The organism is Beijerinckiaceae bacterium, from assembly GCA_004564215.1.
Classification (GTDB): domain Bacteria; phylum Pseudomonadota; class Alphaproteobacteria; order Rhizobiales; family Beijerinckiaceae; genus Methylocapsa.
The window spans coordinates 658,117-681,132 of record CP024846.1 but is presented as its reverse complement, the minus strand read 5'-3'; the positions used below and the strand labels follow the sequence as shown (position 1 = coordinate 681,132).

General features: G+C 59.4%; 17 protein-coding genes and 1 pseudogene. 15 read left to right on the top strand and 3 right to left on the bottom strand.

The features are described 5' to 3' along the window. From CU048_03210 to CU048_03160, 11 genes are all read left to right on the top strand, one after another. Positions 1–747, top strand: a complete 747-nt coding sequence (locus tag CU048_03210) for a hypothetical protein (protein ID QBR70449.1) — start codon at positions 1–3, stop codon at positions 745–747. A 334-nt stretch (positions 748–1,081) separates the two neighbouring features. Beyond that, positions 1,082–2,758: a heavy metal transporter gene (locus CU048_03205; GenBank protein QBR70448.1), complete on the top strand. Its 1,677-nt coding sequence runs from the start codon at positions 1,082–1,084 to the stop codon at positions 2,756–2,758. Between the two features lie 203 nt (positions 2,759–2,961). Further along, the gene (locus CU048_03200; GenBank protein ID QBR70447.1) at positions 2,962–3,219 is read left to right on the top strand and encodes a hypothetical protein; all 258 of its coding nucleotides are present in this window, start codon (positions 2,962–2,964) and stop codon (positions 3,217–3,219) included. Between the two features lie 17 nt (positions 3,220–3,236). Then, positions 3,237–5,840: a heavy metal translocating P-type ATPase gene (locus CU048_03195; GenBank protein QBR70446.1), complete on the top strand. Its 2,604-nt coding sequence runs from the start codon at positions 3,237–3,239 to the stop codon at positions 5,838–5,840. 205 nt (positions 5,841–6,045) lie between these two features. Next, positions 6,046–6,246, top strand: coding sequence for a hypothetical protein (locus CU048_03190; protein QBR70445.1), 201 nt, complete (start codon positions 6,046–6,048; stop codon positions 6,244–6,246). Beyond that, on the top strand, positions 6,221–6,808 hold the full coding sequence (locus tag CU048_03185; protein QBR70444.1) for a hypothetical protein: 588 nt from the start codon (positions 6,221–6,223) through the stop codon (positions 6,806–6,808). The genes CU048_03190 and CU048_03185 overlap by 26 nt, the downstream gene beginning before the upstream one ends. Before the next feature lie 249 nt (positions 6,809–7,057). Further along, on the top strand, positions 7,058–8,533 hold the full coding sequence (gene zwf / locus CU048_03180) for a glucose-6-phosphate dehydrogenase (protein ID QBR70443.1): 1,476 nt from the start codon (positions 7,058–7,060) through the stop codon (positions 8,531–8,533). A gap of 135 nt (positions 8,534–8,668) precedes the next feature. Further along, entirely contained in the window at positions 8,669–10,480 is a 1,812-nt protein-coding gene (locus CU048_03175; protein QBR70442.1) for a phosphogluconate dehydratase, read from the top strand. 38 nt (positions 10,481–10,518) lie between these two features. Beyond that, entirely contained in the window at positions 10,519–11,166 is a 648-nt protein-coding gene (locus tag CU048_03170) for a keto-deoxy-phosphogluconate aldolase (GenBank protein QBR70441.1), read from the top strand. 14 nt (positions 11,167–11,180) lie between these two features. After that, positions 11,181–11,846 carry a class II aldolase gene (locus CU048_03165; protein QBR70440.1) on the top strand — a complete coding sequence of 222 codons (666 nt, stop codon included), beginning with the start codon at positions 11,181–11,183 and terminating at the stop codon, positions 11,844–11,846. A 67-nt stretch (positions 11,847–11,913) separates the two neighbouring features. Next, complete coding sequence (locus CU048_03160; GenBank protein QBR70439.1) at positions 11,914–13,140, top strand: glycosyltransferase family 2 protein; 1,227 nt, start codon at positions 11,914–11,916, stop codon at positions 13,138–13,140. Between the two features lie 16 nt (positions 13,141–13,156). Here the strand turns inward: CU048_03160 and CU048_03155 are convergent, their stop codons facing one another. Further along, complete coding sequence (locus CU048_03155) at positions 13,157–14,152, bottom strand: NAD-dependent dehydratase (protein ID QBR72618.1); 996 nt, start codon at positions 14,150–14,152, stop codon at positions 13,157–13,159. Positions 14,153–14,300: 148 nt separating this feature from the next. Between CU048_03155 and CU048_03150 the strand changes: the two genes are divergently transcribed. Continuing rightward, positions 14,301–15,545: a hypothetical protein gene (locus CU048_03150; GenBank protein QBR70438.1), complete on the top strand. Its 1,245-nt coding sequence runs from the start codon at positions 14,301–14,303 to the stop codon at positions 15,543–15,545. Here the strand turns inward: CU048_03150 and CU048_03145 are convergent. Next, positions 15,542–16,365: pseudogene (locus tag CU048_03145) on the bottom strand (DUF2076 domain-containing protein). The gene CU048_03150 and the pseudogene CU048_03145 sit on opposite strands and share 4 nt — an antisense overlap. A gap of 159 nt (positions 16,366–16,524) precedes the next feature. Between CU048_03145 and CU048_03140 the strand changes: the two are divergent. The 3 genes from CU048_03140 to CU048_03130 all read left to right on the top strand — a co-directional run bounded on the left by CU048_03140 (position 16,525) and on the right by CU048_03130 (position 20,375). Next, positions 16,525–18,069, top strand: coding sequence for a histidine--tRNA ligase (locus CU048_03140; GenBank protein ID QBR70437.1), 1,545 nt, complete (start codon positions 16,525–16,527; stop codon positions 18,067–18,069). Positions 18,070–18,267: 198 nt separating this feature from the next. Continuing rightward, entirely contained in the window at positions 18,268–19,392 is a 1,125-nt protein-coding gene (locus CU048_03135) for an ATP phosphoribosyltransferase regulatory subunit (protein QBR70436.1), read from the top strand. Then, the gene (locus CU048_03130; GenBank protein QBR70435.1) at positions 19,389–20,375 is read left to right on the top strand and encodes an ATP phosphoribosyltransferase; all 987 of its coding nucleotides are present in this window, start codon (positions 19,389–19,391) and stop codon (positions 20,373–20,375) included. The genes CU048_03135 and CU048_03130 overlap by 4 nt, the downstream gene beginning before the upstream one ends. A 366-nt stretch (positions 20,376–20,741) precedes the next feature. Here the strand turns inward: CU048_03130 and CU048_03125 are convergent, their stop codons facing one another. Beyond that, positions 20,742–22,856, bottom strand: a complete 2,115-nt coding sequence (locus tag CU048_03125) for an ABC transporter (GenBank protein ID QBR70434.1) — start codon at positions 22,854–22,856, stop codon at positions 20,742–20,744. Between the last annotated feature and the right edge of the window lie 160 nt (positions 22,857–23,016).

Sequence of the window (23,016 nt, the reverse complement as noted above, 5' to 3'; positions counted from 1 at the left end):
ATGCGCGTGGCCGAAAGAGCGCCCCGTGCATATATGCATCGCTGTGCTCCCCTCTCGTTTGTTGGCCCTATTGAGCGAAATCAAACCGGTGGAGGCCAGTCGTCTATATTTATTCATAATGGAAACGCTTCTATTGGAGGAATCGCGATGCGGTCGGACAAGATGAAAATGGGCAAGATCAAATTGGCGGCGGCTGCCGTTTTGATTTTCGCCAGCGGAATTACCGCCGCCGGCGCTCAGGGCATGCCTGGGATGATGCAAGGCGGCGGCATGCCAATGAAGCATGAGGGCATGGGTCACGAAGGTATGATGAGCCATGAAGGCATGAGTCATGAAGGCATGATGAACCACGAAGGCATGGGCCACGAAGGCATGGGCCATGAGGGTATGGGCCCCGGAATGATGATGTGCGGCATGGGCACCCATATCGAGGGCAAGCTCGCCTATCTCAAAGCCGAATTGAAGATCACTGACGCGCAGATGCCGCTATGGAATGCCTTCGCCGATGCCTATCGCAGCAACGGGCAGAAAAGGGCGCAGCATTGTGCGGCGATGAAGGAGCATGGCGGGGCGATGATGACTTCGGATATCCTTGATAAGCTAAATATGATGGAGCAGCACATGACGATGCACCTGGAGTCTGTGCGCGCCATCAAGGCGACCTTGCAGCCGCTTTACGCTGCTCTGAGCGATGAGCAGAAAAAAACCGCCAATGAAATCCTCAAGGGCCCTATGGGGAAGATGTAAGCGTATTGCTCTGCAGCGGAGGGTGGAGTCTGGCCGCCGTGTCGCGATGCGAGGGCGCGGCGGCCTGAACGCCGCCGCATTCCTTCCCATTCACAATTATCCATCATTAGGGTAAGGTGTCATGACGCCTTCGGAAGGCTAGGTCATCGATCTAGCCATGCACATCAGCATTATTTCATCCCTGGTGGCAGGTTGCGTGCGATCAAACCGTCTTAAAGCCAGCGGGCATTTACGAAGATTTGTCCGAGCTTAACGTCGGAGAATATTGTCACGTCAATTGCCGGTTTCCGGCTTTAGCTGTGCCCTTGAAGGTGAAAAAATTTCGTTTCATGCAATGAGTACGCACGAGGTTACCTTCCGCGCACGCGGCATGCATTGCTCTGGCTGCGAGCATATTATCGAGGACTCGGTGCGCAAGCTTTCTGGCGTGCAGCGGGTCAAGGCCGATTATCCGACCGAGATCGTCACCGTCCTCTTCAAGCCATCGTCAACCAACGTCGAGGAAATTTGTGCCACGGTTGCGCGCAAGGGCTACCGCTGCGTGCTCGCGAACGAAACCGAGGCTCCTCCCAACCGCGCCAAGACGCTCGCTGCGGTCCTCCTTGGCATTGCGGGCATTTTCCTCATCATTTTCCTCGACACGAAATTCATCAGCACGGGCGGCGTACCGGACGTCAGCGCGCATTTAAGCTATGGCCTAATATTGATGCTGGGGTTGCTGACCGGGTTCCACTGCGTCGGCATGTGCGGCGGATTTGTGTTGAGCTACACGGCGGACGACGCGCGCCTGGGACGAAGCTCCCATTTGTCGCACGGGCTTTATGGTCTTGGGAAAACCCTCTCTTATACGCTGATCGGCGCCACATTCGGACTGCTGGGTGCGATTGTCACCTTCACGCCTTTGTTGCGCGGGTTCGCGGCTGTTTCCGCCGGGATATTTTTGATTATCTTCGGCCTGAACATGTTGAATGTCTTCCCTGTGTTACGGAGGATCCGCTTCAAGCTCCCCGCCAGCGTCGCGCGCTTTGTCGGCCAACAGAGCCGCAGTCGTAACCGCCCCTTCGTGATCGGCCTGTTGAATGGCCTGATGATCGCCTGTGGCCCCTTGCAGGCCATGTATGTAATGGCGGCGGGCACCGGCAGCGCAATCGAGGGCGCGAAGATGCTGTTTACATTCGGCATCGGAACGCTGCCCGTTTTACTCAGTTTCGGCTTCTTGACGAGTTTGATTTCCGGGGCGCTGACTCATCAATTGTTGCGCGCGTCGGGTGCGATTTTGATTGCCTTGGGTGCGGTCATGATCAATCGTGGACTGATCCTTACCGGTGCCGGCTACGATCTGCAATCCGCGTTAACAGTGGTATCCGCCAAACTTGGTTTGGCAGAGGCACCACATCCGACATCACCGGTGGCGGACAATGTTCAAACCATCACGATGAATGTCGTCAAATCGGGGTTTGAACCAAATCGGTTCGTCTTGCGCAGGGGGATCCCGGTCAAATGGATCATCGATGGCAAGGAAGTCACGGAATGCAACCGGCGTATCATTGTCCCTAAGCTCGCCCTGGAATTTGATATCAAGGACGGCCTGCAAACCATCGAATTTACGCCCCATGAAACAGGAATCATCCCCTGGAGCTGTTGGATGGGCATGCTGCATGGGCAATTCGATATTATCGAGGAGCCAGACGTCACAACGAAACCGCCGGCCGTTGCTGCCGTGGAAACCCCGCCTTCCCCACCGGAATCCGCGATCATGACTGCGGCACCGCCGCCCGCCGCCAGTGGGGCCCCCGCGGGTTCGGAGGAAAGCCGTGCGGCATTGCCGACTTATACGGTTGCCGCGGGTGATACTCTCTCCAGGATTGCCAAAAAGCGGTATGGCGACGAACGAAACTGGCAGGAAATCGCCAAAGCCAATCCGCTTCTCGATGCCAAAAAATTGAAAATCGGCCAAGTCATCTATCTGCCTCATATTCCGCCAAAGGAAGGAAAGGAGCCGGTGCGATGACAATCGATTCGGTTTTGGGTTCGGTCGTCGCCCTGAAAATGTGCAGATCTCCTCGATCCGCCCGTGGTAGGCGACGCAATTCCGCCCGCCCGATGAGCGGGGGCGGTGCTACAAGCTGCCTCAACCCTTGTTTTCGCGGCTGACTGCGATGATCTAGGATGCAAGGGCACCCTTTAGCTCAACTATTTGTAAAGGAAGCTTCCATGTCCTCCCTATCTGCCAACCCCAGCAAAACCGCTCCCGTCAGTATTCGTGTCGAGGGCATGGCCTGTGAGTCCTGCGTGGGCCGGGTCGAGAAAGCGATCCGCGCGACGCCGGGCGTCGCTTCGGCTTCGGTCAATCTCGCGACGAAGCGCGCCGAGGTATATTTTTCCGGGACGCCGGACATTGCTGCAGTCATCGCCGCGATAGGTGTTGCCGGCTATGAGTGTGCGGTTGAGAACGCCAATTCGTCCAATTGACCCAAGGCAAATCATTGATGTCTTCACTTTCAGCCGAGCCGAAACACGCCGCGACGATAAGCCTTCGTGTCAAGGGCATGTCCTGTGCGTCCTGCGTGGGGCGGGTCGAGAAAGCCATTCGTGCCGCGCCCGGTGTTGCTTCGGCCTCGGTCAATCTCGCCACGGAGCGCGCCGAGGTCGGCTTCAAGACTTCTCCCGACGCGGAGGCAGTCGTCGCCGCGATCCATAAGGCCGGCTACGAGACCCCGATCGAAACGGCGCGGTTCGACATCGGGAAATTAAGTTGTGCCTCTTGCGTCAGTCGCGCCGAGAAGGCGTTCAAGAGCATTGCCGGGGTGGTCGAGGCGAATGTCAACCTCGCGACCAGGACCGGCACGGTTCGTTTCCTTGCCGGCGCGACCAATGCGGAGGCTCTCGCCAAGGCCGTCTCATCGGCGGGCTATCCGACGCATGAGATTGCTCCGGACGCGCCGACCAAATCGAAACCGGATGAACGGCAGGCGGAAGCCAAAGAACTTTTTCGCGCCGTTGTCATGGCGTTGGTCCTGACGACTCCGGTTTTTGCGTTGGAAATGGGCGCCCACCTTTTTCCGCCGGTCCATATGTTCGTCATGCAGACCATTGGCATGCAGACAAGCAGGGTCGTCGAATTCGTGCTGACCGCGCTGGTTCTGTTTGGTCCGGGCCTTCGCTTCTTCAAAACCGGAATTCTCGCGCTTTGGCATGGCTCGCCCGATATGAACGCGCTTGTGGCGCTCGGTTCCGGCGCCGCCTTTGCCTATTCAACGCTGGTTACATTCGCCCCGCAGCTGTTTCCGGCCGGGACCTCGCACGTCTATTTTGAATCCGCCGCGGTCATCGTCACGCTGATTCTCGTCGGGCGCAGTCTGGAGGCGCGCGCCAAAGGGCGCGCGGGGGCCGCGATTGAACAATTGATCGGTCTCAAGCCCAGGACCGCGCGGGTCCTGCGGGCCGGGGCGCCGGCCGAAGTGGCTCTCGATGAGGTCGTCATCGGCGACATTGTTGTGGTCAAGCCTGGCGAAAAAGTGCCTGTCGACGGGCAAGTGGTCGAAGGTTCCTCTTTCCTCGACGAGTCGATGCTGACCGGAGAGCCGCGGCCCGTGGCCAAGGGCGTGGGCGGCGAGGTCGTTGGCGGCACGCTGAACACAACGGGGAGCTTTAATTTCAAGGTGACCAGAATCGGCGCCGACACCGTGCTCGCCCAGATCATCCGCATGGTCGAGCAGGCGCAGGGCGCGAAACTGCCGATCCAGGCGCTTGCCGACAAAGTCACGGCATGGTTCGTGCCGGCCGTGATAGCGGTCGCCGCTCTGACCTTCGTCGTCTGGTTTTGGCTCGGGCCGGCGCCGCCTTTGAGCTACGCGTTGATCCAAATGGTCGCCGTGCTGATCATCGCCTGTCCATGCGCCATGGGGCTCGCCACGCCGACGTCGATCATGGTCGGCACGGGGCGCGGAGCGCAATTGGGAATCCTTTTTCGGAAGGGGGATGCCCTGCAAACGCTGGCAAATGTGACGGCCATTGCCCTCGACAAGACCGGGACGATTACTAAGGGCCGGCCGGAACTCACCGATTTCCTAACGGCTCCGGGGTTCGAGCCTGCGGAAGTGCTGGCAATGGTCGCGGCGGTGGAGGGGCGCTCCGAACATCCCATCGCGGCGGCAGTCGCCAAGGCCGCCGATCAGGCTGGCGCAATCCGAAGGCAGGTGGTCAACTTCGTTGCCAAACCCGGCCTCGGAGTCGAAGCCGACGTCGAAGGACCGCAGGGCTCGGCGGGTGCCGATCGCTTCATGCTTTGGAAGTTTGGAAGAAAGAACCGGCACCACGTCGCGGTTGGAGCGGATCGCTATATGGCGGCGCTTGGTATTGATGTGGGCGTCTTCGCGGATGCCGCGGCCCGGTTCGGCCAGGGGGCAAAATCACCGCTTTATGCCGCGATCGACGGCAAGCTTGCCGGCTTGATCGTTATTGCCGACCCAATATCCCCCACGGCGCGGCAAGCGGTGCAGGCCTTGCGGGAGCAGGGCCTGGAGGTCGTGATGGTGACTGGCGACAATCGGCGGACCGCCGAAGCGGTGGCCAAGTCGGTCGGGATCGATCAAATCGTCGCCGAGGTCCTGCCGGACGGCAAGATCGAAGCGCTGCGGGCCCTTCGCGCGCGGCATTCGGCGATCGCCTTTGTCGGAGACGGCATCAATGATGCGCCCGCACTGGCGGAAGCCAATGTCGGATTGGCGATCGGCGGCGGGACGGATGTCGCGATCGAGGCGGCCGATGTCGTGCTGATGGCCGGCGATCTCAGGTCGGCGGCAACGGCGGTAGCGCTCAGCCGGGTGACAATGCGCAACATCAAACAAAATCTGTTCTGGGCCTTTGGCTACAACATTGTCCTGATCCCGGTTGCGGCGGGCGTGCTTTTTCCCAGCTTCGGCATTCTCTTGTCGCCGATGCTGGCTGCGGGAGCCATGGCGTTTTCGTCGATTTTCGTCGTCTCGAACGCGCTGCGATTGCGGCGTTTTAAGCCGCTCTTTCCAACCGAGCCGCGCAGCGCCGTTCCGGTCGCTGCAACGGAGGGGTTTCGGCAAGCCGCGGCCGAGTAGGGCCCAGACGGATCGTCCTGACGCCCATTCCAAAACGCCATCCCCGCGGGGAACTCGACATCGCCGCCATTTGCGCTAAGTCAATGCTGTAGGGATCGAGTAGGTCTCTTTAAAATTTAAGTCCGTGGCACAGGTGGGGAGCGCTAGAGCGCTTCCCGATCAGATAGAATCATCTGATCGAAAAGGAATCGCTCAAGTTCAACGAGTGGAGCATGTTCTGATCGAAAAAGTCGGTCAACTTTTTCGGAACATGCTCTGGGGCGATATCGTCCTGATCGAGCACTCGGATAATGATTGCCTTCCAGGCGCTCTGATGGATAGCTATGCGTGGACGTCCTATAATATTGCAGCCGGTGACGATTATGGATGGGAAGATGCTGATGAGCGATTTGGACGCGGCACATAATCCGGAGGGTCTCCCCGTCCGTTCCGGCTTGGCGAGGCTTTGGCTCAGGGAGTTGCCCTACATCGCCGTGCTGGTGCTCACGATATTGGGGGTGGCCTATACCAGCGTCTCGCACCAGCCCCTCATCGGCTATTGGGAGTTTCTGGCGGTCGCGATGGGAGTCGTCTGCATCACCACGGGGTGGTTCCATATTTACGATCGCAAGTTTCGGTTTCGGATGGTTTGGACGCAAGCGCTCCATTGGCTGGCCTTTTTGGTCGCCATGAACATCGTGCTCCTGCCCAACGTTCAAAGAATGCTTAGTACGCCGGCGACAGGGTTGGCCCTTTTGATGCTGCTGGCGCTTGGCACTTTTGTCGCCGGAGTTCATGTATCCTGGCACATCTGCGCTCTAGGCATTGCCATGGCGCTTGGCGTACCGGCGATTGCATGGCTCACAGAGTCTGTTCTGTTTTTGGTCTTGGGCCTCGTAACTCTTATGGGGATTGGCATGACCTTTTGGTGGCGCCTGAGCGAAGGGCAAGCCGCAAAGGCGCGCCGGGACGAGGAGTCTTTTGACTAGGGCCGATCGCTGAACCATGCCAATTGGTTTGACAAAGGCCCATGTAGTTTCGAGCTTGTCCTTGTCGGCTGAGTGCCACCACCCTCGGCGAACGGATACGGCACCGCCCAGGAGGCCCATGAAACCGTTCGCAGGCGGGTATTGCTTGTCCGCGCGGCTGTGCCATGATGCACGGGGCTGCCAATCGAGGTCGCGCCTGCGTGAGCCTTGAGGCTCCTTCTTTGCGGCCAAAGAAGATAAAGGAAAGCGATGGTATCGCGTATCCTGAAGGTACCTCCCTTCGATCTGGTCGTCTTCGGCGGGACCGGCGATCTCGCGCACCGCAAGCTCTTTCCGGCCCTGTTTCACCGTTATCTTGACGGCCAATTCTCGCAGCCGACCCGGCTCGTTGGCGTGTCGCGCCAGCATTTGGATGACACCTCATTCCGCGCGTCGATCGCCAAGGCGCTGAAGCAGTTTGCCGACGGGATCGCACGCGAGGAAGCGGTCAAGAGCTTTCTCGACATGATCCATTATGTCGTTCTCGACATCAGTGGAGAGACCGGTTGGGACGAACTTTCCAAGGTCTTGGGTGACGATCCAGCGCGGGTGCGGGCTTTCTACCTTGCGACGGGGCCGGATCATTTCGGTCAGATCGCCAAGCAGCTTGCTGCTCATTTGCTCGTTACGCCTTCCTCCCGCATTATCGTCGAAAAGCCGATTGGCAAGGACGGCGCTTCGGCTGCCTTCATCAATGATGCGATCGGCGCGGTCTTTCCGGAGAAGCGGATCTTCCGCATCGATCATTATCTCGGCAAGGAGACGGTGCAAAATCTGATGGCGCTGCGCTTCGCCAATGCTCTGTTCGAGCCATTGTGGAATTCAGCCCATATCGATCATGTCGAAATCACTGTCGCGGAGTCGATCGGCGTCGAGGGGCGCGCCGCCTATTACGAAAGTTCTGGGGCCTTGCGCGACATGGTGCAGAATCATTTGCTGCAGCTCCTGTGTCTCGTCGCGATGGAGCCGCCGGCCTCGCTGCATGCGGATGCCGTGCGGGATGAAAAATTGAAGGTCTTGAATTCGCTGATCCCCATTGACGCCAGCAATGCCGCACGGCTGACCGTGCGCGGACAATATCGTGCCGGGGCGAGCGAGGGAGGTGCCGTTCCGAGCTACACGCAGGAGGTCGGCAATGAGCACAGCATGACCGAGACCTTTGTCGCGCTCAAAGTCGAAATCGCAAACTGGAGGTGGGCGGGCACGCCATTCTATCTACGGACCGGCAAACGCTTGCCGCAAAGAGTTTCGGAAGTCATCGTTGCCTTTCGTAAGGTTCCGCATTCGATCTTTAGCCTCGAATCGGGCAAGATTTCGCAGACTAGGCTGGCCATAAGGCTGCAGCCCGACGAAGGCATCAAGCTCTGGCTGATGCTGAAGGAGCCCGGCGCCGGTGGAATGCGGCTGCAGCACGTCCCCCTCGACATGAACTTTGCCGAAGCCTTCAGCATCTATGCGCCGGAAGCCTATGAGCGCCTTTTGATGGATGTGATCCGCGGCAATGCAACCTTGTTCATGCGCCGCGACGAGGTGGAGGCGGCTTGGCGGTGGATCGATCCGATCGGCGAAGCCTGGAACCAGATGAACGAAGCGCCGCGGCCTTATTTCGCGGGCACCTGGGGCCCGGCGGCGGCGATCGCTCTCGTTGAGCGCGACGGACGCAGTTGGGACGAAGAGACCGATTGATGGGGCATGGGGTTTGCTATCGATAAGGGCGACTCTGAAACGGCAAACCCGTGTTGCACCGCGTGAACGATCATATTACTCTCTCTGAACGATCGTTTTCCTGATCTCCGCTATTTGATGAGGCTTGAACGCTGCATGCTTCAGCCGACAATCGTCCACGTCACCGCGCGTATTCGCGCACGTAGCGAGCCGACACGAACAAGCTATCTGCGCCGGGTCGAGGCTATGCGGAGCAATGGACCGCGGCGCGGCGCGCTCGGCTGCGCCAATCTCGCGCATGGTTTTGCCGCCTGTGTCTCGCATGAAAAACAAGAGCTGCGGACCGGCACCGCCGCCAATCTTGCCATTGTGACCGCCTATAACGACATGCTCTCGGCGCACCAGCCCTACGAGCGCTTTCCCAAGATCATCAAACATGCGGCCCGCGAGGCGGGCGGTGTGGCCCAGGTCGCCGGCGGTGTTCCGGCCATGTGCGACGGCATCACGCAAGGCCGCGCCGGCATGGAGCTTTCGCTGTTCTCGCGCGATGTCATTGCAATGTCTGCGGTCATCGCATTGTCGCACGATATGTTCGATGCTGCTGTCTTTTTAGGCGTTTGCGACAAAATCGTGCCGGGACTTGTCATCGCGGCCCAGGCCTACGGACATTTGCCGGCCGTCTTCATCCCGGCCGGCCCGATGCCCTCAGGCCTGCCCAACCAACACAAATCCAAGATTCGCCAACTTCATGCGGAAGGCAAAGCTTCGCGCGCCGAGTTGCTGGAGGCGGAAGCCGCATCTTATCATTCCGCGGGGACCTGCACTTTTTATGGAACCGCCAACTCCAATCAAATGCTGATGGAGGCGATGGGATTGCATTTGCCGGGCAGTTCCTTCGTCAATCCGAACACCCCCTTGCGGGATGCGCTGACGGTTGCGGCGGCGCAGCGGGCGTTGGCGATCACTGCGCTCGGCAATGAATACACGCCGGTGGCATCCGTTCTCGACGAGCGCGCTTTCGTGAACGGCATCGTTGCTTTGCATGCCACGGGAGGCTCGACCAATCATGTCATCCACCTCATTGCCATGGCACGCGCCGGCGGGATCGTTTTGACGCTCGACGATTTCGCCGATGTGTCCAAAGCCGTTCCCTTGCTGACCCGCATCTATCCAAACGGCACGGCCGATGTGAATCATTTTACCGCGGCTGGCGGCACCGGGTTTCTCATCGCCTCCTTGCTGCAGGCGGGGCTCCTGCATCCGGATGCAAAAACAATTGCCGGCCATACACTCGAATTTTATGCGCAGGAGCCCTATCTCGACGGCGGCAAGCTCGCCTTTCGCCCGGCGCCGTCCGCCAGCTTGGACGAAGGGGTTTTGCGATCCGCGACACATCCGTTTTCCAAGGATGGTGGCCTAAAGGTGCTGGATGGCAATCTCGGCCGCGCGGTGATCAAGATCAGCGCGGTGGCGCCAGAACATCGCAAAATACGCGCGCCGGCCCGCGTCTTTCATGCGCAGCAGGAATTGGAGGCCGCCTTCAACGCCGGTGAGCTTGAGTGCGATTTCGTCGCGGTGGTTCGCTTTCAGGGCGCGAAAGCGATCGGCATGCCGGAACTGCACAAATTGACACCTGTCCTCACCTCGGTGATGGGCCGGGGCCACAGGGTTGCGCTTGTCACGGATGGCCGTATGTCCGGCGCCTCGGGAAAAGTGCCGGCCGCGATCCATGTCACTCCGGAGGCGTTGGATGGCGGACCGATTGCACGCCTGCGTGATGGTGACATCATCACGCTTGATGCGGAAGAGGGCACGTTGATGGTCGAACTTCCGTCCGAGGTTTTGCAAAGCCGGCCTCTCGCCGATTGCGATTTGGAGGCTCATGCGCATGGCTACGGGCGGGAACTGTTTCAAATGTTCCGCGCCCATCTGAGCGGAGTAGAATTGGGCGCGAGCATTTTTGGCTGACCGGCAAGCTTTGCCGCATCGAGGGAAGGGCGCTGACCATGCTTTATCCCCATAGCACGGCGACCCTGGCGGTGTTGCGGCGCGCGCCGGTCATTCCGGTCCTCACGGTCCACAGCATTGAGGATGCGCTCGCCCAGGCGCGTGCCTTGATCGCGGGCGGGTTGACCGTGCTCGAAGTTACCCTGCGCACCGCCGCCGGGAAAAGCGCGATCGCGGCGCTCGCAAAGACATTTCCTGACGCGTGCATTGGCGCCGGCACGATTCTCGATCCGGATCAGATCGCTTCCGCCGCCGCGGCTGGGGCGGCGTTTCTCGTCAGCCCGGGGATGACGCCCCGCTTGCTTGAGGCTGCCGTGCGGGCCCCGATCCCGATGCTGCCGGGTGTGGCGACCGCATCCGAAGCCATGGCACTGCGAGAACAGGGATTTCTTGCCATGAAGTTTTTCCCGGCCGAGGCGGCGGGCGGCGCCAAATATCTCGCTTCTCTTTCGGCTCCCTTGCCCGATTTGATTTTCTGCCCGACCGGCGGTATCGACGCGGTGAAGGCTGCGGCCTATCTGGCGTTGTCCAATGTGGCTTGTGTTGGCGGTTCGTGGATGGTCGCGCCGGCGCTTCTTGAGGCGCGCGATTTCGCAAGGGTCGAGCAGCTCGCGCGCGAAGCTTCTGCGTTGGGCCGCCGCCCATGAGGGGAAGGAAAGCCATGGCCGCGAGCGGCGACGACACAACGCTCCGTCAATCCATCATCGATGCCTGCAAGAGCATGACTGCGCAGGGCATTAATCAGGGCACCGCCGGCAATATTTCCGTGCGTTGGCAAGCCGGCGTGTTGATCACGCCGTCGGGCCTCCCCTATGACGAGATGGCGGTTGAGGATATCGTCTTCATGAACATGGATGGGAGCTACCAGCATAAATTGCCTCCCTCGTCGGAATGGCGCTTCCATCGGGATATTTTGAAAAATCGCCCTGACGTCAACGCGGTCGTTCATGCGCATTCCATCCATGCCACCGCCTTCGCGATCTGCGGTATGGAGATACCGGCTGTCCATTATATGATTGCGGCTGCGGGCGGCCCGACGATCCGATGCGCGCCTTATGCGACTTACGGCACTGCGGAATTGTCGGATTTCGTGCTTGAGGCGTTGGCCGACCGCAGCTGCGCTTTGCTTGCCAATCATGGTATGATTGCGACGGGGCCGGATCTTCGCGAGGCATTGTGGCTCGCCGTCGAACTGGAAACGCTCTGCAAGCAATATGCGGTTGCCCTTCAGGTGGGGATACCGCGTGTGCTTGAGAACGAGGAGGTTGAAAAGACAATTGAAAAATTCAAGGATTACGGTTTGCGGCGGAAGCCGCGCGCAGCTTAAACGTTTCTTTTAACAATTTTGAAGCCAGGGTACCCCAGTCCAATCGCATTCTGACAATAGGCGCAGGGTGGCGGGGCCTTCAAAGGCAGCGATCATGGATGATATTGCTAAGACCCACCAAGTCTATCCTGACCAAACAGCGCATTCCCTGCCTTTCAGCCTGCCTTTGGTAAGTGTGATTATCGTCAATTACAATTACGGCCGCTTTCTGAAGCAAGCCGCCGACTCGGTTTTCGAACAGACATATCCAAATATAGAATGCATCATCGTCGACAATGCTTCGAGCGACGAGAGCGCCGACGTTCTTCGCGATATCCAGAGCCGATATCCCAGCACGAAAATTCTGCAACGCACCGATAATGGCGGTCAAAGCCTTGCCTCGAAAGAGGGGTTTGAGGCCAGTTCCGGCGAATATGTCGTGTTTCTCGATGCCGACGATGTTCTGCTTCCGGTCTTCGTCGAAACGCATATTTTCGTTCACCTCTCGCTGCGCGTCCCGGTCGGTTTCACCTCGGCCGACATGCTGCAAGCCGTTGAGACGCGGTTTGTTCTTGGAACTTTTTATGGGTTCAGCGAATATGTGCGTTCAGGCCGTGGCAAGAAACCAGGTCTGCTGCGACGGATCGATGAACATGCTCCCACCGTTTGGCGGCTGCACAGTCCCGATGCGTCAATCGAAGCCCAAATCCATCTGGTTGAACCAGGCGATGTCACCGGCTGGTACTGGGCGCCGACGTCCGGCAATTGTTTTCGGCGCGATGCGCTTCGGCTTTTCTTGAACAATGAAGGCTTAGCCACGCTCCGCAGCTGCACCGACTCCTATCTTCTGCGCGGCGTCGGTATCATGACGGGCAGCGTTCTGATCGACCGCCCGCTCGCGGTCTACCGACTGCATGGCACGAATGTTTTTTCCAAACAGCCGCATCTTCATTGCATGGTCCATTACGAAAAAGATTCGCCGACCGACAATGATCAGCTTGGCCGCAAGCTGGTCATTGATCATCTGATTGCGAACGCTAAGCCGTTTGTTAAAAAATCCTGTTCCGTGCATCATTATATGAATGCCTTGACGGCTCTCGATGATGCTTGGCCGCCGATCGCCTCGAGGGTCCCGGGATGCCCGAGCTATCTCGGGGGCAAGTTGGTTTCCGAGTCGACTACGCTTGCGCGGGAGGTCGGGCTTGGCAATTTTTCAGCCTGGTTGTGGCAACGCAAAGTTTCGCTCCAGGTCTTCCTGTCGACCTATCTGCGCTGCAGAAAGGAAAAGCACCATAAGCAGCTTCGCGCGGAGTGAAGAGCTTAGCTTGCGCTTATCTCGTCGCAGCCAGCTTCACGTCAAGCGGCCGGATCTTGCCATGCTCGCGCATCAGCGATTCGAAATAGGCAATCGTGCGCCGGAGGCCTTCGTCCATTTGGATTGTCGGCCGCCATCCGAGCAGCCTTTCAGCAAGAGCAATATCGGGCTGGCGTTGCCTTGGATCATCCTCGGGCAACGGCCGGGTCACGATCTTCGATTTCGATCCGGTCATGGTCAGGATTTTTTCGGCCAATTCCCGCACCGTAAATTCGCGCGGGTTGCCGATATTGATCGGGCCGGTGATTGGATCCGCGGAGTTCATGAGCCGATCCAGGCCGTCGATCAAATCTGTCACGTAGCAGAATGAGCGAGTCTGCTGACCTGAGCCGAAAAGCGTGATGTCGTCGCCGAGCAATGCCTGCCAAATGAAGTTCGAGACGACCCGGCCGTCGTCGTGGCGCATGTTGGGTCCGTAAGTGTTGAAGATCCGTGCAACCTTAATATTCAGCCCATGCTGACGATTATAATCAAAAAACAAAGTTTCTGCGCAGCGTTTGCCTTCATCGTAACAGGATCTACTACCAATTGGATTGACGTTGCCCCAATAATCCTCCCGCTGTGGGTGTACGGTCGGGTCGCCGTAGACCTCGGAGGTTGACGCCTGCAGGATGCGGACCTTGAGCCGTTTGGCGAGACCAAGCATGTTGATGGCACCCGCGACACTTGTCTTGGTTGTCTGAACGGGATCCTGCTGATAATGGATCGGAGAGGCGGGACAGGCCAGATTATAGATTTCGTCTACTTCGACAAAGAGCGGAAAAGTCACATTGTGACGAAGAAGTTCAAACCGCCGGTTGTCGAGAAGATCTTCTATATTGCGGCGGCTTCCGCTGGAGAAATTGTCGACGCATAAAACTTCATGGCCTTGGTCGAGCAGATGGCGGCAAAGATGCGTCCCAAGAAACCCTGCGCCGCCCGTGACAAGGACACGTCTTTGGTCCAAAACCATGTCAAGCTCCGCGTGCGCATGTTGTTTTGATTGCCCGGTGCAAATGCGGCGATTGCACAAGGGATAAGGTGAAAAAACGTAAATCTTATAGCGAAGGTTTCATTCGTCAATCAATGCTAAACTTAGGCAAAGGCGCAGGACAGAGTCAATGGAACTGATCTTCATCGACAGTGGCTTGATCAGTAGGGGAGGGCATAGTTACAACCTCGCCAAGACTTTGGGTGAAACCTTGTCGCGCCGAGACATGGCATTCCGTGTGTTCGGCATGTGCGCGCTTGATCCCTCGATCGCCGCCGAGATCGGCACCATCCCGCATTTCACCCGCTCGCTCTATGAATGCGTGGATCTGACACCCTTCGAGCAAAAATTACGGGGGCTTACGTCGATTTTGGGACGTGGGACCGTATCTCCGCGGTCCGAACAAAAAACCTGGCGGGCCGTCAATCAAGCCTTCGAACAGGATCTCTGCGCTCTGCCGCAGGACGTTTGGAGGCAAGGCAATCTTATCATTGTAACGGCGATAACGCAGAACCAGATTTCGGGCCTGATCCGCTTTTTGGGCAGCAGACCTCGAGACCGGCTTCCTCGCGTGGTCTGTCAGCTGATGTTTCCCCCAACTTGGGTGCCGTGGGGGGAGGTTTCGCAGCTCGGGGAGCAATTTTATCGAGAAGCCTTCGCGTCCGCTGCGCCGCTGCTCGATCGCCACCTGTTCTTCACCACGGAAAATGATGCGATGCGGGCCCTCTATAGCCGGGACTTTGGCATCCATACCAAAATCCTGCCCATCCCCTTTGGGGCTCCGAGGCGGCAGGAAGCGGAAGGCAATGGGAAAATCCGGCTTGGTTTTTTCGGCGATTCACGAAGCGAAAAGGGCTTTCATCTGTTGCCGGCGGCCATCGAGATTTGTCAGCGGCAAGGCCTCGATGTCGAGTTCGTCGTTCAGGTTCAACATGGCGGCTGGGAGCGCCAGACAACCGAAGCGGAGCAGGCGTTGCGCCAGCTCAAAGGGGTCCGCTTGCTGGAGGGGGTGCTGACCAGCGAAGACTATGATGCTCGCACCGGCGAGATCGATGTGATGCTGCTTCCTTACGATCCTGTCACATTCGGTCTCCGCGGCTCGGGGATATTTACCGAATCGGTTGCTGCCGGCCGTCCCGTCGTGGCGTCCAAAGGGACGTTCGCGGCCAACAGCATCGAGAGAAATGAAGCGGAAGGCGAGGTTTTCGCCCCGCATAATGCCGAGGAACTGGCGGCCGCGATCTCCCGCCTTATCCCACGGCTTGCCGTCTGCAAAGCCAACGGAGCCGACCGCGCCCACGCCTTTGCGCGCCGGCACAGCGCCGATGCTTATGTGGACGTGCTCTTGGCGCACGCCGAGGCGCAAATCGCCTAGACGTCGTAGCTGTCGTCGTCTCCCGAGCCGAAGTCGTCCGAGCCGTAATCGGAAGCGTCCTGGATATCGTCCTGGTCCTGGTCGGCGTCCTGCTGCGTATCCTGTTGGGCCAGCCGAACGTCGTCGGCAGCATCCTGCTGCGCGTCCTGGGCAACGTCCTGGTCTTTTTGGCCATCGCCATAAAAGTTGTTGATGACGGTTTCGCCGCCGAGGCCGGGGGTGCCGCCGCCAAAGCCGGTGCCAATTCCAAGCGGATTATTATTGTGCCCGGCGAACAGCCCCCGAATAGAATCAGCCAAAAGCACGCCGCCGGCCACTCCGGCTGCGGTTCCCAGCGCGCCGGTCAAGAAACCGCCGCCGGCGCTGGCCGGCTGCCCGCCCCAGGGTCCCGGTGCCGGGGCCCCGCCTGGGGGCGCATAGCTTTGCGGGGGCTGTTGCCAGCCGCCTTGCTGCGGGGCGGATTGGTTCCAGCGGCCGCCCGCCGGGGCACGGGACCGCGCGGAGGATAGGCCGGGGAAGCGGGGCCTGGCCCCCCGAATAGGGAGCTAAGACCGCCGAGGAAACTGCCCGAACGGGGCTGACTTGCCGCCTGCTCCTCCAGGTCTTTTACTTTGCCCTCAAGCTCTTGTAGACGTTCACTGGCGGCGCGGAGCGCTTGTTCCTGAACCAGCACGGTCTGCGCCAGAAGGTAAGGGGCGTAAGGCTGAGCTCGCGTCGCATCTTGGATCAACGCCTCGGCTTCCTGATCGCGCGGCGCATTGGCGGCACCTCGGATCCGGTCAAACAAACCTGTGAGCAACTGGCGTTCTTCGGGCGACATTGCATTCTCCCTAAAAAATCTGCGGAGTCGTGCCCCGCGCCGCAAATATAAGGGGTTTTTGGCGCTATCCAAGGGTCGTGGTTCTTGCGGAAGGCTACGCGAGCTGCGCTTGCCGGGCTCCCTGGCTGATCCTTAAGAATTTTCACCGATACAAGGCTGATGGAAACCATGAACGACAGGACGAACGGCGCGCGCACCTCCCCCGCGAAACTGCCGCGCGGTTTTACCGATCGCTTACCGGCCGAGATCGCGGCGACGGAAAAAATGCTCGCCGTTATCAAAGCGTCTTATGAGCTTTACGGTTTTGAGGCGGTCGAGACCCCGCTGATCGAATTCACCGAAGCGCTCGGCAAATTCCTGCCGGATCAGGATCGCCCGAACGAGGGCGTCTTTTCGTTCAAGGACGACGATGAAAACTGGCTGTCGCTGCGCTATGATTTGACCGCGCCGCTCGCCCGCTATGTCGCGGAAAATTTCGACCGGCTGCCAAAACCCTATCGCAGCTATCGCGTCGGCACGGTGTTTCGCAACGAAAAGCCGGGGCCGGGACGGTTTCGCCAATTCATGCAGTTCGACGCCGACACCGTCGGGGCGGCGAGCGTCGCGGCCGATGCCGAAATGTGCATGATGGCGGCGGATACGCTCGAAAGCTTAGGCCTCGAGGGTCAGTACGTCATCAAGGTGAATAGCCGCAAGGTTCTTGACGGCTTAATGGAGGTGATTGGCCTCGGCGGCGAAGAGAATGCGGGGCGCAGGCTGACCGTGCTGCGGGCGATTGATAAGTACGATCGGCTGGGGGCCGAGGGTGTCGAACAGCTTCTGGGGCCGGGGCGGAAGGACGAGAGCGGAGATTTTACGAAAGGAGCGGGCCTTGATGATAATGCCATAACTCGCGTCATTAATTTCACTGGTTGGGGAGAAAAAGGGTCTGGATCGAAAAGCACAGTGGGTTCGAGCGAGGTAACACTCGCTAATTTCGAAGAGGCGATAGCTAATTCAGTGACCGGCCGGGAAGGCGTGAACGAGCTAACTAAAATCCGCGATCTCGTCAGAGCAGCCAAATATGATGATGGGCGGATCCTGATCGACCCCTCCGTCGTGCGCGGTCTCGAATATTACACCGGCCCCGTTTTCGAGGCCGATCTCACTTTCGAAATCGACGGCGAGGATGGCAAGCCGATCCGCTTCGGCTCGGTCGGCGGCGGCGGGCGCTATGACGGACTTGTGGGCCGTTTTCGCGGCGAAAATGTTCCCGCGACCGGCTTCTCGATTGGCGTCTCGCGGCTTTTTTCGGCGCTGAAAGCGGTCGGTTCACCGATCGTGACGGCGCAAGCGCAGCGCGGTCCGGTGGTCGTTCTCGTGCTCGACAAGGACCAGCTCGCAAAATACCAGGGTTTTGTTGCCAAGCTTCGGGAAGCCGGCGTCGCATCCGAACTCTACCTCGGCCAATCCGGCATGAATGCGCAGCTGAAATATGCCGACAAGCGCGGCTCGATCTGCGCCGTCATCCAGGGCTCGAACGAGCGCACCCATGCGGAGGGTCCGCAGGTGACGATCCGCGATCTTGTGCTCGGCGCCGAGCTTGCCGCCTCCACCAAGGATCGCGCGGATTATCTCGAATTGCGCGCCAATGCGCAGTTCAGCGTGCCGGAAGGGCAACTGGTCGAGGCGGTCAAGCAGGTTCTCGCACGCCACGCTCTCTAGATCATTTTCGAGCGAAGTGGACACCGGTTCGCGTTAAGAAAATGCGACAAAACAGAAGGTTAGAGCTGCTTTCCGATTCCATCGGATCGGAAAGCGGCTCTAACCCATGCGCGTTCACCTTATTTTCGCAAAGCCGGTCGCGAAACGCCGTGCGCCTTGCTAGAAGAAGCTCGGATTGGTTCAAGGGGTGGCACGACTGTGTCTTTTGTCGATCATCGCGCGGAAAAAATCATCGCGCATCTGACGGGCGCCGGTTATGCGCGCCGGGAGCCCGCGATCCTGCAGCCGGCGTCGATCTTCTTCGACTCCGGGGAGGATTTGCGCGGCCAGCTTTATCTGACGAGCGATCTTTCGGGCGCCGATTATTGCCTGCGCCCCGAATATACAATTCCGGTGCTGCGCGCCTATCTTGCGACGCCTCGTGCGGGAGAACGCGCCGATTTTTCCTATTGCGGGCCGGTGTTCCGGTTTCGCCCGGGGCTGGACAGCGAATTCACCCAGGCCGGCGTCGAAAGTTTCGGACGCGCCGACCGGGAGGCCGCGGACGCGGAGATTTTAACTCTGTCGCTCGATGCGATTGCAGCTACCAAACCAAAGCGCGGTGCAGGTTTGGGCTTGGCGGTGCGGATTGGCGATGCCGGGCTTTTCTCGCGGCTGCTCGAGGCGCTCGATCTTGCGCCCCAATGGCGCCGCCGCATCGCGCGCGGCCACTCGCAAGGCAAATCGCTTGAGCTGATTTTGCAACCGAGCTTGAACGGTGGCGGTGTCGATCACTCGGGCGTGCTCGGGGTTCTGGAAGGCGCCGACAAGCAAGGCGCGCGCGCCTTGGTCGAAGATCTCCTTTCGATCGCGGGCATCTCCGCAGTCGGCGGGCGCACGCCCGGAGAGATCGCCGACCGATTCCTCGAACAAGCGGCGCTCAGGGCGGGCACCGGATTTTCCGCCGAAAAACGGGCGATCATCGAGCGCTTCTTGGGGATCGAAGGCGCTCCGGCCGAGGCGTCCGCGCAGCTGCGCCGGCTGGCGTCAGAGGCCGGCCTCGACCTTTCCGCCGTCCTCGACGGGTTCGATAAAAGGCTCGGTCTGATCGCGGCGCACGGACTCGATATCGCGGGCCTTCAATTCGCGGCGAGCTTCACCCGCAATCTCGATTATTACACCGGGTTTGTGTTCGAGGCGTATGAGCGGGGCGCCGACGAAACGCCTGTCGTCGGCGGCGGCCGTTACGACCAGTTGCCGCAAACGCTCGGCGCGCAAAAACCCATTGCCGCCGTCGGCGCGGCGATCTGGATCGATCGCCTGAGTAATGGAGGAACACCATGACCTCGCGCGGCGCACCTCTCGTGCTGGCGGTGCCTTCGAAAGGGCGGCTGCAGGAAAATGCCGCGAATTTCTTTGCGCGCGCCGGACTGGATCTCGTGCAGAGCCGCGGCTCGCGCGAATATCGTGGAAGTCTGGCCGGCATGGAAAACGTCGAGATCGCGTTTCTGTCGGCGTCCGACATTGTTGCGCAATTGGCCGCGGGCCATGTCCATCTCGGGATCACAGGCGAGGATCTTATTCGCGAGACGATTGTCGATGCCGAAGCCAAGGTCGAGCTTTTGGCGCCGCTCGGCTTCGGGAGCGCTCATGTCGTGGTCGCCGTGCCCCGCGCCTGGATCGACGTCAGGACCATGGCGGATCTTGAAGATGTCGCGGCGGCTTTTCGGGCGCGGCGCGGTGAGCGGATGCGGGTAGCCACCAAATATATCCATCTCACACGGCGCTTTTTCGCCGAGCGTCATGTCAGCGATTATCGTATTGTGGAGAGCCTTGGCGCAACCGAAGGCGCCCCCGCGGCGGGCCAAGCCGAGCTGATTGTCGATATTACGACGACCGGCGCGACGCTGCTGGCCAATGCGCTCAAAATCCTCGACGACGGCACAATTCTGCGCTCCCAGGCCAATCTCGTGGCATCGCTCCGCGCCGATTGGAGTTCTGCTTCGCGGGAAAGCGCCCGCATCATCCTCTCGCGGATCGCGGCGGAGGAAGAAGCCCGCACCACGCGCGAAGTCTCGGCCGTGTTGTCACGATGGGAGGAAGGGCTTCTCGCCGAGGCCAAGGCCGGTTTTCTCGCCCGCCTGCGCTTTCTTGCAAGCGACGGGCGCTTGACCCTGAACTGTCCCAAGGACAAGGCCGCGCCGCTGGCGGATTGGCTGATTGCGCAAGGCGCCGCCCATGTCTGCGTCGCGGCGCAGGACTACGTCTTTTCGGCGGCAAATCCGCTCTACGAGAAACTCATCGCGCGGCTGCCGCCCTCAGCGTGAGGCGGGTACCGTAGGCGACTTGCGTCCAAGATGCGTGTCTCCTCACCCTGAGGAGGCGCCAGCCGTCTCGAAGGATGAGGGCTTTAATGACTGGAGCCTCGGTTTACATCCCACGTTGCGTCGATGGCGGCTATTACACCGGCATTACGCGCCGGTTTATCCGCGCTCGCCAAGCGGAAGGGAAAGCTTCGCATGCAGGAGGGCGATCCCTCCTCCTTCGAGACGGCCACTTCGCGGCCTCCTCAGGATGAGGGGCCGGGCGAGCCACAAAGATCCGATAGGTCGGCGGTATGCCTAAGATTCCCTCATCCTGAGGAGCTTGCGCAGCAAGCGTCTCGAAGGATGAGGCGGCGCTGGGTGCTATGACTATTCGGCTGGGCGCAAGGCTTTTTCGGTGGGGGCGAATAGGCCCGTGCCGAGGGGAAGCATGTCGAGTTGCCGCTTATGAAATTGCGTTAGGCTCGAGCGGTGCCCAATTGAGATGATCGTCGTCGCGGGAAGTTTTTCGGCAAGAACTTTGTAGATTTCGGATTCCATCGGTTCGTCCATGGCTGTCGTGGCTTCATCGAGGAAGAGCCAATCGGGCTTTGCCAAAATCGCGCGGGCGATGGCGAGGCGCTGCTGCTCGCCGCCGGAAAGGCGTTGCGCCCAATGTTCTTCGCTGTCGAGTTCGTTGACCAGATGGCTGAGCTTTGCGACCGAGAGTGCGTCGACAATCGCCGCATCTCCATAGTGATCGGTCGTCTCGGGATAGGTCACGGCGGCGCGCAAAGTGCCGATCGGGATGTAAGGCTTTTGCGGCAAAAGCATAATATTGGCATCCGCCGGCAAAGTGATTGCGCCCTCGGCGTAAGGCCAAATGCCGGAGATCACCCGGAAAAAGGTCGATTTTCCCGATCCCGAAGGGCCGGTCACAAGCACGGGCTCGGACGCGCCGAGCCGCAGATTGGCGCCATGAATGATCTCTCGGTCGTCGGGAAGCCGGACGTTTAGCCCTTCGATGTCGAGATGCTTTCGCGCCGCTTCCGTGTGCGTCCCATGCCTCGGTGAGAAAGCGGGCGTCTTCGCGATTTCCATGGCGGCGTCGAACGACGTCAAACGGTCGAGAACGGATTTGAAGTCGGCCAGCGAAACATAATAGGTGACGAAAAAGTTCAAGGCTTCGTTGACGCTGCCGAAGGCGCGGGCCGTTTGGGTCATGATGCCCAATGTTATTTTGCCGGCGAAATAGAAGGGCGCGGCAACCACGAAGGGAATGATCGGGCTGAGCTGGCCGTAGGAAGCGGTAAAGGCGGTCAGATTTTTGCGGCAGGCGATAATCTGGAAGTAATTCTTGATGATCGCCGCGAACCGCGTTCGGAGCGAGGCCTTTTCAGTCGCTTCGCCGGAGAGCAGCGCGACCTGCTCGGCGTATTCACGCAGCCTTGCGAGCGAGAAGCGAAAATCGGCTTCGTAATGCTGCCGTTCGAAGGACAGCCGGACCAGCGGGCGGCCGATGAGATGTGTCACCAGCGTGCCGACACCGGCATAAATCAGCGCCACCCAGAACAGAAATCCAGGCACTGCGATTGTCGTATAGGGCAGGGTGAAATTGGCCGAGAGATCCCAAAGCAGGATCGCGAAGGAAACCAGCGAGCTCAAATTGGAAATCAATAAAATCGAAAAGGAATAAATGCCGTAGCCGACTTGGCCGCCATCGATGAAACGGCTGATGTCTTCCGAAATCCGCTGATCGGGATTGTCGGCGGCGCCGCCTGCGAGCGACATCCGATAATGCGTATGCCTGTCGAGCCAGTGGGTGACGTAATAGTCGGTGAGCCAGCGCCGCCAGCGAATGATCAGGGTGGACGTCACGACAAATTCGATGACCGCCGTCAAGATGAACAGGAAGGCCCAAGGAACGAAGACGGCGACAAGTTGCGACCAAAATGCTGCCTCGTCCTTGTTCTGGATGGCATTGAACCAATCGCGCGAGAAAAACGACAGCCGCACCTGCATGCCCACTTGGGCCTGGTTGATAAGGACCAGCAAGACGACCATGCCGGTGGCAACACGCCGCTCCCGGGCGCCGAAGGCGGGAAAAGGCCAGATGCGGGCGGATGTCTCTTCGCTGGCATTGAAATAGCGGTCGGCGATGCGGGTCATCGCTTTCACAACGGGAATGAATGAGATGGCATAGACGAGAATGCCAAAGATCGCGACGGTCAGCGGCAGGCTTTCGGGCAATACATAGTCTGCAAGCGAGGGGGGCCAAAGGCCAGCCGCTGAAACTAGAAAGACACTGCCGAAAACGACCGTTTCGGCCGCGAAAATCGCCGCGAAGATTTTTAGAAAGCTCGAGATCTCCCTCGCGCGATAGGTGGTAAAGGCGCACAAAAACCCAACGCCCGCCAGCAACAGGACGATATTGTCTCCAATCTTTAGGCTTACAATTGCGGCGGCGAGCGAGAAAACGCCTACGAAGGCGGCAAAAATATGCATGGCTTTCCCAGTCTATCCAATTTGCTAGAGATTGAAGTTAGCCGCTCAAGGGCTGTCGTGCGTCCCTGCGCCGAGCCGCAGGGATTCTTCCATCAATGAAGGAGGTATTCGGTCTTTTGTTTGTCGGAATTTATCCTGAGCGAGAGGGCGCTCGCCCTTC